The following is a 12,610-nucleotide window of genomic DNA, read 5'->3' as shown; positions in this document are numbered from 1 at the left end:
TCGTCTGCCGAGCCGTTGCCGAACGTCTCGCCAATCTTCCCGCGGTATACGATGACAGCTTTGCGGCGCACACCGCGCCTCCAACGCTTCCTGCTCAATCCGGCCATCTCATGAAAATCACCACGTTGCAAATCGCGCTTGCAGTCGCCGCCGCCGCTGTGCCGGTCGCGCACGGCGAAGAAGTCGGCAGCGTCAATACGAACTTTCACATCACCGGTTCCGACCGGGTTGTCGTCGAGGCCTACGACGATCCTCTCGTTCAAGGCGTGACCTGTTACGTGTCGCGTGCGCGCACGGGTGGCGTGAAAGGCACGCTTGGCATCGCGGAAGATCCCACGGAGGCGTCGATCGCCTGCCGTCAGGTCGGAGCAATTCATTTCGCCGGTCCGTTGAAACAGCAAGCCGATGTGTTTTCGGTGAGCATGTCGCTAATCTTCAAGGCGTTGCATGTGGTGCGCGTGGTCGACACAAAACGCAACGCGCTCGTGTATCTCACCTACAGTGACCGGGTCGTCAGCGGCAGCGCGAAAAACAGTGTGAGCGCCGTGCCGATGCCGGCCGGCACCACCATCCCTGTGAAGTGACCAACCGCGGGTCAGCGCGGGCGACGTCCTACGAAAAAGCGCACGGCGCGCGCCGCCGAACGAAGCGCGCCGCCATGCCCGCAGCCGTCGCTCCGCGCTAAACTGACTGGCTGTACGAGAGCCATGCAATGACCGCCGTCCATCGTTTTCAGAATTCAGCCCGTTACTGGCGCACGCCGCTTCTGCCCGGTGCGGACCTGCTCACGGCTGAATATCACGACCACGAGTTCGCACCGCACTGGCACGATGCGTACACGATTCCCGTGATCGTCGCGGGCGCCGAAGGCTATCGGTATCGCGGTTCGGACTATGTCGCCGAAGCCGGAGGCGTGCCGATCATCAATCCGGGCGAACTCCACACGGGTTCGAAGGCAGTCGAAGCAGGCTGGCGCTATCGCGTAACGTACGCGCCGGTGCAGTTCATCCACGAACTCACTGATCAGATCGCCGGCAAGCCGCAGCCTTTGCCTTGGTTTGCACCCGGCGTGATCCACGATCCCGACCTCGCCGTGCGACTCGCGAACGCGCACCGTATGCTCGAAGCGGGCAGCGACGCGCTGGCGGCCGAAGCCGCCATGCTCGACGCGCTCTCCACGCTGCTCGTGCGCTATTCGCAAACGCTGCCCGAGCCTTCGCGCATGGCCGCCGACGACACCCGCGTCGCCGTCATGAAAGAACGTCTGGCAGGCGACCTGCTCGAACCGGTCACGCTCGCCGACGTGGCGCAGGCGGCCGGACTCTCGCCATTTCACGCCGCGCGCCTTTTCAACCGCGCGACGGGTCTGCCGCCCCACGCCTGGCGCAATCAGATACGCCTGCAACGCGCGCTTGCCCCGTTGCGGGCAGGCGTCGCGGTAACAGACGTGGCGGCCGCCAGCGGCTTTACCGATCAAAGCCATTTCACGCGGCACTTCCGCCGCATGTTCGGCGTGCCGCCCGGACGCTGGCAGGGACAGTGATCGTACGCAAGAACGTACAAGCCCGGCTCTGCCTGCCCCGTTATGCTTCCCGACTCATAGGAGGCAAGTTTTGACCCACTCAGTCCGTTTAAAGGAAGTCACCACGGGCGCGCGCGACATCATCCCGATGATGGTCGGCTCGGCGCCTTTCGGCGTCATTTTCGGCACGCTTGTCGCGTCCGGGCCGCTGCATCTGTGGCACGGCCAGTTGATGTCGCTCATCGTTTTCGCGGGCTCCGCGCAATTTATCGCGCTTGGGCTGATCGCGGGCCATGCGAGCTTCGCGGTGATCTGGGCCACCACGCTCGTGGTCAATCTGCGGCATGTTCTGTATAGCGCGACACTCGCGCCGCACGTCGCGCATCTTCCGGCCCGCTGGCGCTGGGCCCTCGGCGCGCTGCTCACGGACGAAGTATTCGCAGTCGCGTGGGAGCACTATCGGAATCGCGAGCCGGGCACCGTGGGTCCGCACTATTTCTTCGGCGCCGGTCTCGCGATGTATCTGAACTGGCAGCTCTGGACAGTCGCCGGCCTGCTGTTCGGCGCTGCCTTCCCCGGACTTCAATCGCTCGGACTCGACTTTGCGATGGTCGCCACTTTCATTGCGATCGTCGTACCGCAGCTCACCGCGTTGCGCTACATCGCGGCCGCGGTAACCGCGGGCACGCTGGCCTTCTTCTGGCAAGCGTGGCCATACAAGCTCGGACTGCTCGCCGCCGTCTTCGCGGGCGTCGTGGTCGGCGTACTGCTTTCCACGCCGGGCTTCGGCTTGCGGCGTGCGCGCCGGTCGGCGGAGGGATCGCGATGAACTACGTCGTTTTGATACTCGGCATGGCGCTCATCACGTGGGTGATCCGCGCCGCAGTCTTCATGCTCGGCGACCGGCTGGTGTTTCCGCCTCTGGTACGCACGGCGCTCGGCTTCGTGCCGGTCACCGTGCTGACGGCGATCATCGTGCCGATGGCGGTCTCGCCGCATGGCGCCGACACCGGTGCCGAACTGACGTGGCGCAATCCGCAACTGGTTGGCGCACTGGCCGCTGTAATCGTGAGCGCGCTGACGCGGCGGCCGCTCGTAACCATCGCCGTGGGCCTCACGGTGTTTTTCGTCTGGCAAGGCGTGATGCTGCGATAACGCGCGTGCGCTCCAGCACGTAAGGGCTCACTCACGCGGAAGCCGCCGGTGGCGAGGCTTCCGCGTTCAACGTCGGCTCCGGACGAGCGTCGCAATACCGTCCAGGCAGCGCGGCAAAGCCTGCCTCATATCCGACAAAACCCTTAAGTTTCCCGTTGATCCGCCGATATGCAGTCGAGGTCCGCTCGTCGGGATACGTCCCGCCAGACGCGGCAACAGGCAGGAATCAAACGCGCAGCCATTGCACGTCCAGTCTTCCGGGTCCGCTTGCGACCGGACGAACACGACGAGGCCGCGCGGCAGGACCAAACGGGATAGACACATGGGTCAAATTACCCTCACGCTCAAAGACGAGACGATTGCGACGCTGCGCAAGGATTTCGATGCATTTCTGCGCGTATCGCTGAAGCTCGATCCGCAGTTCGCGACGCCTTCGTTCGAGGACTTTTTGCGAGCGAAGCTGCTCGACAACATGGTGCCGCTGACCGAGCACGCCGTTCAGCGGATGTTGCAAGGCGGCCAGTATGCATGGGCGAAACGCACGTTGGACAAGGAGTTTCCTGACGTCGTCGCGATTCTGATGCGGCAGGCCGGGGAATTCGGTTTCGGCTTTGCAGCGCGCTCGGAGTGGACGCCGGAAGAGTTGGCCAAGCAATGTCGCGACTGGGCGGCGGCGATCGTCAAGGAAGCCGAAGGCGACGCGGTGCTGGTCGACCCGCTCTCGGCACAGATCAAGAGCGCGGTGCAGGATATCCAGGCGCTCGAGGAAATCATGCAGACGCCGGCATGGCGGCTCGTGGAATCGCTGCGTCAGCGCGTTTATGAAGCGAAGGTGGCGTGCGAAACGAGTGTGGGCAGCACCGCCCGCGAAAAGCTGGGCGAACTGCGCGGGCTGCTGCGGCTCGGCATTTCGCACGGCTCGTTCCAGAAGCAGGAAGCGCAACAGATCATGGAATATCTGCGCCTGCTGAAGCCGGAAATCTTCGTCGAAGAACCGTACGACGTGTTTTCGCGGATGGCGGCGTGGCTGCGCAACTTCTTCGTGCCGCCCCGCCCCGCCCCGCAACAGCAGCAACGGCAGTCGCGCTAACTCGGCCCAGCGTCTGCCCACCAGCAGCAGCTAGCGTGTAAAGCACGCTGCCTGCTGCCGAAAGCGATCCAGAGAGCCCTCCGGGAAGCTTCCGCACGGCTCCCAGCCCGTGCGGCATCGAGACCCGCCTCGCCGCCCAACTGAGCCGCGCTCAGTCCCACATCTTCCTGAGCCTTGCTCCGATTTCGATCTTTGCCTGCGCCGCCGCGGCAAGCCCCGCGGCCGTCGGCGCCCTGGGCACCGGCACGCGCGGCCATGCATACGCGTCGAACAAGGGCATCAGGTGCGCAGGGATAAAGCGCGTGCGCGACGCCCACACGTGACGATCGCCCATATGCGTCTGGTTGTGCACGTAAAAGCGCTGCGGCACGACGATATGCAGGTCTTCTTTTGCGCGCGTCATCGCCACGTAGAGCAGACGGCGTTCTTCGTCGATTTCCTCTTCGCTGCCGGTACCCAGATCGGACGGAATGCAGCCGTCGACCCCGTTCAGCACGAACACGTTGCGCCATTCCTGTCCCTTTGCCGAATGGATGGTGGACAGGATCAGATAGTCTTCGTCGATGAGCGGCACGCCCGATTCGTCGCTCGTGGCATCGGGCGGATCGAGCGTCAGTTCCGTCAGAAAGCGCTCGCGCGACGCATACGTGCCCGCAATGCTTTCCATCTGCAACACGTCGGCATGACGGATTGCGGCGTCCTCATGATTGCGCTCCAGATGCGGCTCGTACCAGCGCCTCACCATCTCGAACTCCGCAGGCCATGGCGTCTGCCGCCCATACACGCTCGACATCAGCCTGACGAAGGGATGCCAGTCCTCCTGCGCGCGAGGCGGCGGCGCGAACGCGGCGAGCGTGCCGCCCGCGGTGTCGGCGGGATTGCCCACGCCGGCTCGCGCGACGATTTCGTCGAGCACTCTCGCGGCCGTGGCCGGCCCCACGCCGGGCAATAACTGTACGACGCGAAAACCGGCCACCCGGTCGCGCGGATTCTCAGCCCAACGCAGCACCGCCAGTACGTCTTTCACGTGCACGGAATCGAGGAACTTCAGGCCGCCGAACTTCACGAACGGAATGTTGCGGCGCGTGAGTTCGATCTCGAGCGCCGCGCTGTGATGCGCGGCGCGAAACAGCACCGCCTGCGACTTCAGTGTCATGCCCTGCTCGCGCGCTTCCAGCACCTGCTCGACGATATAGCGAGCCTGGTCGGCCTCGTCCGCGACGGTGACGAGCCGGGGCCGTTGCGCCGACGACTTGTCGGTCCACAGGTTCTTCGTATATCGCTCGCTGGCCAGTTCGATCACCGCGTTCGACGCGGCAAGAATCGGCTCGGTCGAGCGGTAATTGCGTTCGAGCGTGACCTGAACCGCAGGCGGATCGAAATGCGCCGGGAAATCGAGAATGTTGCGCACGGTGGCGCCGCGAAACGAATAGATCGACTGCGCGTCGTCGCCGACCACGGTCAGGCCGCGTCCGTCCGGCTTCAGCGCGAGCAGGATCGACGCCTGCAGCCGATTGGTGTCCTGATATTCGTCGACCAGCACGTGATCGAAGCGCGCCGACAGATCGGCGGCAATTGCCGGCTCCGCGGCCATATGCGACCAGTAAAGCAGCAGGTCGTCGTAGTCGAGCACGCTCTGCTTCTGCTTCGCGTCGACGTAGGCCGCGAACAGCATGCGCAGATCGGCTTCCCACTCGCGGCACCACGGGAACGCGCTATCGAGCACCTGCCCGAGCGACGCACCGGTGTTCACGACGCGCGAGTAAATCGCGAAACAGGTTCCCTTAGCCGGAAAGCGCCGTTCTTTCGCCGACAAACCCAGTTCATGCCGCACCAGATTCATCAGATCGGCGGAATCCTCACGGTCGTTGATCGTGAAGGCCGGCGCAAGACCGATCAGTTCTGCATATTCGCGCAAAAGCCGCGCGCCGACGCTATGGAACGTGCCCGCCCATGTCAGCCCTTGCGCGAGCGCGGCGCGCGTGCCGAGCGCCGTCGTGGCAATACGTATGACGCGGCGTGTCATTTCCAGCGCCGCGCGACGCGAAAATGTCAGAAGCAGAATTCTGCGCGGATCAGCGCCCTTCACCATCAGATTGGCTACACGGTGTGCAAGCGTGCTGGTCTTGCCGGAGCCCGCGCCCGCAATGACCAGCAAGGCGCCCGGCGGTGAATGAGGCGTATCGGTGCCGAATTCGACGGCCTCGCGCTGCGCGTCGTTCAACTTCGCAAGCCAAGGGGCGGTATCGGACGGCGACGGCGTTTCTGCGACGGAAAGCACGGTGTTTTAAGGGCGTTGGATGGATCGGGAACGGCGACGCATACTGTATATCCATACAACCCGCGCTCACAAGCGCCCTTTTTTAGCGTGGCTGCTGCGCAGTCACGCGCACGCCGCCCCGCACGCCTACGAGCCGAACAAAAGCAACGGCCCGTGTGCTTTACGCAAACGGGCCGTTTCGTTGAGCAGGTCGCACCTGCTCATGAGGAAGCAGGAACCTACTGCTTCTTCGCGTCCTTCAGAGTGGCCTCGGCGTGCGCCTTGTCGGCGTCGGCTTGGGCTTCGGTCTTTTCCTTGTCGGCCTTGGCTTGCGCGACAGCCGCCTTCTTGTCTGCCTTGGCTTGCTGCTTCGCCGCCTTCTGATCGGCGTGCGTGACCGGCGCCGCGGCCGGATCGCTTGCCTGCGCAAATGCGGCCGACGACAGGCAGCCCGCGATCAGCAACGCGCAAAGCCGCGCGGTCGGGGATTTTGCGGAATTAGTAAATCGAGTGTTGCTCATGCGATTCCTCCTTACCAGTCTCATCAGGTCGAGTCGGGTTCGACGCCGCGGGCTAACCTGAGCCCGCGGCTCCGCCTGCCATTAGTGCTTAACTTCGCCGCCGTCGGTCTGGGCGCCTGCCTGACTTTGCAGGTTCATCTTCATTTCGTTGTCAGCGGCTTGCTTGTCCGCCTTCTTGTTGATCTTTGCGTCGCGCACCTGCTCCTTGTATTCGGACTTGGCAGCCTTCTGCTGTTCCTTCAGCTCGGCCTTCGACGCCTTCTTCGACGCGCGGTACTCCGCGTTAGCCTTCGCGTTGGCTTCGCGCTTTTGTACCAGCGGATCGGGCGAGCCCGAGGCCGTCAGGCGGGTCGGTGCCGGCGTTACCGGCTGCACGCCTTGGGCGGCAGGAGCGGCCGGCGCGACGTCGGCGCCGGGCGACTGAACCTGTACATGGGTATTCATGCCCGCAGCCGGTTGAACGGGCTGCGTGGTCTGCGCAACTGCTGCCGTAGCGGCGAATGCGGTCATGGCGGTACCGATCAGGAGCGTACGAATCTGGGTCATGGCAAATTCCTCTCTAGAGTTGTTGTGGCCGGGTCGAAACGCCCTGCATCGCGCTGCGGCGCGCTGGACGACCTCCCGGTCTGCTCATAGCCGAACTAGATCCGGCAAGCTTTCCTGCTGAGATGAACTTTACGAGTGAAGTCGTGTTGTGACGACCGGTGTTACGCAACGTTTCACTTTCCGACAAACGGATAACATCTGCTTGCATTTGCTTGCGATGCGTTCACGAAACACTGCGCGAGACAACGCGACTTCTTAGGGGCAAGCTTGTGCTTTATGATGCGAACCCCTTGCCTGAAGGTGCAATGCCCATGCCCAACCTCGATTTCACGCTCACCGGCGACTACGTCGAACTTCACAATCTGCTGAAGATCACGGGGCTCGCGGACAGCGGCGGCTCGGCGAAGATGATGGTGGCGGACGGAGCCGTCACTGTGGACGGCCGCGTCGAAACGCGTAAAACGTGCAAGATCCGCGCAGGACAGGTGGTACTGCTCGGCGACACGCGAATCGCGGTCCACGAAGCCTGACGTCCTGCCGCGCTGGTCCCACGAGATTCCGCAGGAAACTCGCGCACCAAAAATGTGCTTAATCCATCGACTTTGCAGCGGTCACGCAATAAGCTGTTGGTTTCGCTAGACGAACGGCCCCGCTGACATCGCCGACCGTGGGCTCGCCGGGAAACCCTGGCGAGCCGCCTCGATCGGCGTCATTACGAGGCTCGTGAACCGCCATGCGACCGCGAGCCCACGCGTCTCTCGTAGAGCGCGCTTCCGTTGCCTTCGGTGCTTCCAGTGCCGCGGCGGTCGCCAGCGGTCACGGCGTCGTCATTCCGTCAACTTTCACACGCTCCATGACTCAATCCGGCTTCACCCGGGTGGCCACCCGTCCGCCGACCTTGTCCCGCCACGCCGCCGACACCGCGCGGCTCGCCGCGCCGCTCGCCATCGCGCAGCTGTCGCAAATGGCCATGGGCGTCACCGACACGATCCTGCTCGGCTCTCTCGGACCGGACGCGCTCGCGGCCGGCGGTCTGGGCGCCAATCTGTTCTTCGTGGTCGTGACGCTGCTGCAGGGCGTGCTGACGTCGGTCAGCGTGAGCGTTTCGCATGCGCGCGGCGCGCAGGACGAAAGCCGCGTGCCGCACATCTACTGGACCGGTTTTGTGTTGTCGGTGTTGCTGTCGGTGCCGGCGTTTGCCTTGCTGTCGTTCGCGACGCCCATCCTGCTTGCGTTCGGCGAACCGGCGCTGCTCGCGCATAACGTCGGCGAGTATGCGGCGGTGCTGCGCTGGGGCGCGCTGGGCAGTCTGATCGGCGTCGGTCTGATGCGCTCGTTCCTGCCGGCGATCGGCGCGGCGCGGCGGCTCCTGTGGGTGTCGCTCGTCAGCGTCGGGGTGAACGGTTTTCTCAACTACGGGCTGATTCACGGCGCGTACGGGCTGCCGCGGCTCGGCTTCCTCGGCTCGGCGGCTGCGACGTCCATCACCGTCTGGCTGACCGCGCTCGTGCTGATGGCGCTGTTGCACCTGCGGCCGCGCTATCGCCATTTCGTGGTCGCCACGCGTCCCAACGTCCCGCTGATGGGCGAGCTGTTCGGTATCGGCTGGCCGGTGGCGATCACCTACGGCGTCGAATCGACGCTCTTCCTCGCGACAGGCCTGATGGTCGGGCTGCTCGGCGAGTCGCAACTGGCCGCACATCAGATCGCGCTGAACGTCGCGTCAGTGGCATTCATGGTGCCGCTCGCGATCGGCCAGGCGGCCAATGTGAGAGTCGGCTTCTGGTCCGGCGCCGGGCAGCCGCTCGCCGCGCGTCATGCGGGCTTCGTCGCGCTGGCACTCGGCGTCGGCTTCATGACGTTGTCGGGAATCGTGCTGATCGCCGCGCCGCATTGGATCGTCGGCCTCTATCTGCACCTGGACGACCCGGCCAATGCGGCGACGGTTACGCTCGCGAGTTCGCTCCTCGGCGTGGCAGCGATTTTTCAGATCGTCGACGGCATGCAAACGGTCGGATCAGGCTGCCTGCGCGGTTTGAAAGACACGCGCATACCAATGATCGCCGCTGCATTCGGTTACTGGGTGATCGGTTTTCCGACCGGCTATACGCTCGCCTTTCATGCCGGGCTGGGTGCTCGAGGTTTATGGTGGGGCCTCGCGGCCGGACTCGCGAGCGTCGCGCTGCTCATGACGCTGCGCTTTCACAAGCTAAGCTTGCGGCGCGTGCCGGTTGCGGCGGACGCGCCGCCTGCCGCATCGGTCTGAACGCGGGTAGCGGACTCGTCGTTGCAGGCACGCCCGCGCTGCGTGACAGGTCCGCTTGCGGACGGGAAATCCGCTCGGGCCCGGCGGCCGGTCTTGCCGCAAATGGGACAATGGCACAGCAAACCAACGTCGCGGTAAACCCGTTGCACGCGCAACCATAGAGCCAGCAAGCTGCCGCCCACAACGCTAAAATGCATGACTTCTTCGGTGCGTGTCGCGAACCCGCGTCCATCCACCGAAGCTCCGCTTGCGCGCCTCACAAAGGACCGCGCTGCCAGCAGGTCCACCATCCGCTGACAACCTGCCGTTCGCTTGCGACTCAACTGCAGCAACCGCGACATAGGGCGCGTCCCGCTCACAGGCACTCGCTGCAGTCCGTGAGGCGCCGCACCCGGCAGAGCGTCGCCGCCTTCAGCGCTGCGCCCGCTTGCGAACGACCAACCTCCGCTTCTCGCTATAAAACATAACCAAGGACCTTGCCCCATGCTTGCCCGCATCACCCGTCTTTTTCCCGTTTGGGCCGTGCTCATTTCGGTTGCAGCGTATTTCTCGCCGGCTTCGTTTACCGGCATCGCTCCGCACGTCACCACGCTTCTGACCATCATCATGCTGGCGATGGGCGTCACGCTGTCCGTCGCCGACTTTCAGCGCGTCTTCACACGGCCCGCGCCGGTGATCGCAGGCATCGTGCTGCATTACCTCGTGATGCCGCTCGCCGCCTGGGTCATCGCGAAAGCCTTGCGCATGCCGCCCGATCTGACCGCCGGCATGGTGCTGGTGGGCAGCGTGGCGAGCGGCACGGCATCGAACGTGATGATCTATCTGGCGCGCGGCGACGTCGCGCTGTCGGTGACGATCAGTGCGTTGTCCACGCTCGTCGGTGTCTTTGCGACGCCGCTTCTTACGCGTCTTTACGTGGATGCGTCGATCGCCGTCGACGTCCACGGCATGTTGATGAGCATCCTGCAAATCGTCGCGCTGCCGATCGTGGTCGGCCTCGTGGTGAATCACCTGTTCGGCAAGACGGTTCGCAAGATCGAGCCGGTGCTGCCGCTGGTCTCGATGGTCGCGATCCTGCTGATCATCGGCGCGGTGGTGGGCGGCACGCAGAAAAGCATTGCGTCCGTCGGCCTCGTGGTGATGCTCGGAGTGGTGCTTCATAACGGCATCGGCCTGCTCGGCGGCTATTGGGGCGGCCGTCTGCTAGGTTTCGACGAAGCCGTTTGCCGCACGCTTGCGATTGAAGTCGGCATGCAGAACTCGGGCCTCGCCGCGACGCTCGGCAAGCTCTACTTCACGCCAATTGCCGCGTTGCCCGGCGCGCTGTTCTCCGTCTGGCACAACCTGTCGGGGTCGCTGCTCGCGGGTTATTGGGCAGGGCGCCCGGCGAAGGGCTCGACGTATGCCGAAGGCGAACGCGGGCTGAACACCGAACGCGTCTGACGGTTTCGAGCCACCGCTCATCGCGGTCCCAGACGCCGCCGGCGTGCCGCGGTGCACAGTCCGGCGGCGCGATTCCCCTTAGAATGGATTTCTCGGCAGCGCGGCTGAAGCATCTGCGCTGCCGTTACGAAAAGCCTGAACAACAAGGGGAAAAAGCGTGCAGTGGCATACAGAACAAAAGCAGACCGCGACGCAACTTAAGCGCGCAATCCGCTCCGCCAGACATTTTTTCTTGCTGTGCTGCACGTCGGCATTTCTGACTGCGTGCGCAACCAAACCTCCCGCCACCGCGTTCGACCGCCCGGTCACTCACGCGTTATCACCGACCGAAAACACGCCGCTTCGCGCGGCGCTTGAACCGCTCGAAGCCGCTCATCCGGGGGAATCGGGTTTCCGTGTGCTCTCGAGCGGAACGGACGCACTGCAGATGCGCATCGCGCTCGCCCGCGCGGCGACGAAAACGCTCGACATGCAGTACTACATCGCGAACGAGGACACCACCGGCAAGCTGCTGCTCGGCGCCGCGCTGTACGCGGCGGATCACGGCGTGCGCGTGCGCATGCTGGTCGACGACCTGAACTTCAAGGACATCGACCGCATCATGGCGGGGCTCAACTCGCACAGCAACATCGAGATTCGCGTCTTCAATCCGTTCGGCAGCGCGCGTGAAGGTGTGTTCGAGCGCACTACGAATGTCTTCACGCAGATCGGCCACTTCACGCGCCGCATGCACAACAAGGCGATGATCGCAGACAACCAGTTGGCGATTGTCGGCGGCCGCAATCTCGGCGACGAATACTTTAACGCGAGCGAAGTCCTGCAGTTCCGCGACATCGACGTGCTCGCCGCCGGCCCGATCACCGCCGATGTCTCGGCGAGCTTCGACGATTACTGGAACAGCAGTGTCGCGTATCCTCTCGGCGTGCTGAACAAGCAGAAATTCGATCGCGAGGAACTCGATCAGACGCGCGACGACCTGCGCAAGCACTGGCGCACCAACGCCGATCCATACAACGCGAAGCCCTTGAACGCTACGCCGCTCGCCACGCAGATTGCGGGCAAGCAACTCGGCCTGACCTGGGCGCAAGCGGAGTTCAAGGCGGATCAGCCGGAGAAGATCGAGAGCCCGTCGCCCGACTACGTCAGTCCACCGATGAAGCGACTCGGCGAGCTCATGAAGGACGCGCACAAGGATTTCCTCGTCGTGTCGCCCTACTTCGTTCCGCACGACGCCGGCGTGACGGCGCTCGGCGCACTCACGCACCGGGGCGTGCGCGTAGCGATCCTGACGAATTCGCTCGCCGCCACCGACGCGGTCGCGGTGCAAGCGGGCTACAGTCCGTTTCGCGTGCCGCTGCTGCAACAGGGCGTCGAGTTATACGAGTTCAAGCCGCGCCAGGATACGCCCACGGCGGGAATCGCCGGGTCGCGTTCGCGCGCGAGTCTGCATGCGAAGACTTACGTGATCGACCGCCGGATTCTGGTGATCGGCTCGATGAACCTCGATCCGCGCTCGGCGCATCTGAATACCGAACTCGCGCTCGTGATCCACAGCCCGGAACTGGCTGCGCAGGTCGCCGACATTTTCGCCACCGCCACGGCGCCTGAGCGAAGCTACCGCGTGACACTCGCCGACGGCGCGCAGCTCGCCTATCTTCGTTCGATCGGCGCGCCGCTGTCCCCGCTCGTGTGGACCGATGTCGAAGACGGCACGCGCCGCACCTACATTTTCGACCCGCAGGCAGGGTTATACCGGAACGCGCTAACAGGGCTATTCTCCCTATTGCCGGTCAACGCAGAACTTTAA

Annotated in this window: 12 protein-coding genes; 9 read left to right on the top strand and 3 right to left on the bottom strand. The window is 64.1% G+C overall.

From position 1 onward, the window contains the following. Positions 1 to 110: 110 nt before the first annotated feature. The 5 genes from H281_RS0122280 (at position 111) to H281_RS0122260 (ending at position 3,767) form a co-directional block, all read left to right on the top strand. On the top strand, positions 111 to 584 hold the full coding sequence (locus H281_RS0122280; RefSeq protein WP_020069365.1) for a CreA family protein: 474 nt from the start codon (positions 111 to 113) through the stop codon (positions 582 to 584). 128 nt (positions 585 to 712) lie between these two features. Then, positions 713 to 1,543 (top strand): helix-turn-helix transcriptional regulator, encoded by an 831-nt coding sequence (locus H281_RS0122275; RefSeq protein WP_020069364.1) that lies wholly within the window; start codon positions 713 to 715, stop codon positions 1,541 to 1,543. 127 nt (positions 1,544 to 1,670) lie between these two features. Next, the gene (locus tag H281_RS0122270) at positions 1,671 to 2,351 is read left to right on the top strand and encodes an AzlC family ABC transporter permease (RefSeq protein ID WP_020069363.1); all 681 of its coding nucleotides are present in this window, start codon (positions 1,671 to 1,673) and stop codon (positions 2,349 to 2,351) included. Beyond that, entirely contained in the window at positions 2,348 to 2,677 is a 330-nt protein-coding gene (locus tag H281_RS0122265; protein WP_020069362.1) for an AzlD domain-containing protein, read from the top strand. The genes H281_RS0122270 and H281_RS0122265 overlap by 4 nt, the downstream gene beginning before the upstream one ends. A 322-nt stretch (positions 2,678 to 2,999) precedes the next feature. Continuing rightward, positions 3,000 to 3,767, top strand: a complete 768-nt coding sequence (locus tag H281_RS0122260) for a DUF4088 family protein (protein ID WP_020069361.1) — start codon at positions 3,000 to 3,002, stop codon at positions 3,765 to 3,767. Between the two features lie 151 nt (positions 3,768 to 3,918). Here H281_RS0122260 and H281_RS0122255 read toward each other — a convergent pair whose 3' ends face one another. From H281_RS0122255 to H281_RS0122245, 3 genes are all read right to left on the bottom strand, one after another. Beyond that, positions 3,919 to 6,048, bottom strand: coding sequence for an ATP-dependent helicase (locus tag H281_RS0122255; protein ID WP_020069360.1), 2,130 nt, complete (start codon positions 6,046 to 6,048; stop codon positions 3,919 to 3,921). A gap of 218 nt (positions 6,049 to 6,266) precedes the next feature. Further along, a complete protein-coding gene (locus H281_RS0122250; protein ID WP_020069359.1) occupies positions 6,267 to 6,548 on the bottom strand; it encodes a hypothetical protein in 282 nt (93 codons plus the stop codon). A gap of 81 nt (positions 6,549 to 6,629) precedes the next feature. Then, complete coding sequence (locus H281_RS0122245; RefSeq protein ID WP_020069358.1) at positions 6,630 to 7,094, bottom strand: hypothetical protein; 465 nt, start codon at positions 7,092 to 7,094, stop codon at positions 6,630 to 6,632. A 311-nt stretch (positions 7,095 to 7,405) separates the two neighbouring features. Here H281_RS0122245 and H281_RS0122240 point away from each other — a divergent pair, with 311 nt between their 5' ends. From H281_RS0122240 to H281_RS0122225, 4 genes are all read left to right on the top strand, one after another. Beyond that, positions 7,406 to 7,624 carry an RNA-binding S4 domain-containing protein gene (locus H281_RS0122240; protein ID WP_011489423.1) on the top strand — a complete coding sequence of 73 codons (219 nt, stop codon included), beginning with the start codon at positions 7,406 to 7,408 and terminating at the stop codon, positions 7,622 to 7,624. Between the two features lie 323 nt (positions 7,625 to 7,947). Beyond that, positions 7,948 to 9,360: an MATE family efflux transporter gene (locus tag H281_RS0122235; protein WP_020069357.1), complete on the top strand. Its 1,413-nt coding sequence runs from the start codon at positions 7,948 to 7,950 to the stop codon at positions 9,358 to 9,360. Between the two features lie 483 nt (positions 9,361 to 9,843). Then, positions 9,844 to 10,803, top strand: coding sequence for a ketopantoate/pantoate/pantothenate transporter PanS (gene panS, locus H281_RS0122230; protein ID WP_020069356.1), 960 nt, complete (start codon positions 9,844 to 9,846; stop codon positions 10,801 to 10,803). A gap of 157 nt (positions 10,804 to 10,960) precedes the next feature. Then, on the top strand, positions 10,961 to 12,610 hold the full coding sequence (locus H281_RS0122225) for a phospholipase D family protein (RefSeq protein ID WP_020069355.1): 1,650 nt from the start codon (positions 10,961 to 10,963) through the stop codon (positions 12,608 to 12,610).

The sequence above is a fragment of the Paraburkholderia caledonica genome, assembly GCF_000383275.1.
Taxonomy (GTDB): domain Bacteria; phylum Pseudomonadota; class Gammaproteobacteria; order Burkholderiales; family Burkholderiaceae; genus Paraburkholderia; species Paraburkholderia caledonica.
The sequence above is the reverse complement of the archived record's forward strand: the minus strand, read 5'-3'. Positions and strand labels throughout refer to the sequence as shown.

Coding starts and splice junctions, on each gene's coding strand:
- H281_RS0122280 (WP_020069365.1), top strand. CDS start 111: ATGAAAATCACCACGTTGCAAATCGCGCTTGCAGTCGCCGCCGCCGCT.
- H281_RS0122275 (WP_020069364.1), top strand. CDS start 713: ATGACCGCCGTCCATCGTTTTCAGAATTCAGCCCGTTACTGGCGCACG.
- H281_RS0122270 (WP_020069363.1), top strand. CDS start 1,671: ATGATGGTCGGCTCGGCGCCTTTCGGCGTCATTTTCGGCACGCTTGTC.
- H281_RS0122265 (WP_020069362.1), top strand. CDS start 2,348: ATGAACTACGTCGTTTTGATACTCGGCATGGCGCTCATCACGTGGGTG.
- H281_RS0122260 (WP_020069361.1), top strand. CDS start 3,000: ATGGGTCAAATTACCCTCACGCTCAAAGACGAGACGATTGCGACGCTG.
- H281_RS0122250 (WP_020069359.1), bottom strand. CDS start 6,548: ATGAGCAACACTCGATTTACTAATTCCGCAAAATCCCCGACCGCGCGG.
- H281_RS0122245 (WP_020069358.1), bottom strand. CDS start 7,094: ATGACCCAGATTCGTACGCTCCTGATCGGTACCGCCATGACCGCATTC.
- H281_RS0122240 (WP_011489423.1), top strand. CDS start 7,406: ATGCCCAACCTCGATTTCACGCTCACCGGCGACTACGTCGAACTTCAC.
- H281_RS0122235 (WP_020069357.1), top strand. CDS start 7,948: ATGACTCAATCCGGCTTCACCCGGGTGGCCACCCGTCCGCCGACCTTG.
- panS (WP_020069356.1), top strand. CDS start 9,844: ATGCTTGCCCGCATCACCCGTCTTTTTCCCGTTTGGGCCGTGCTCATT.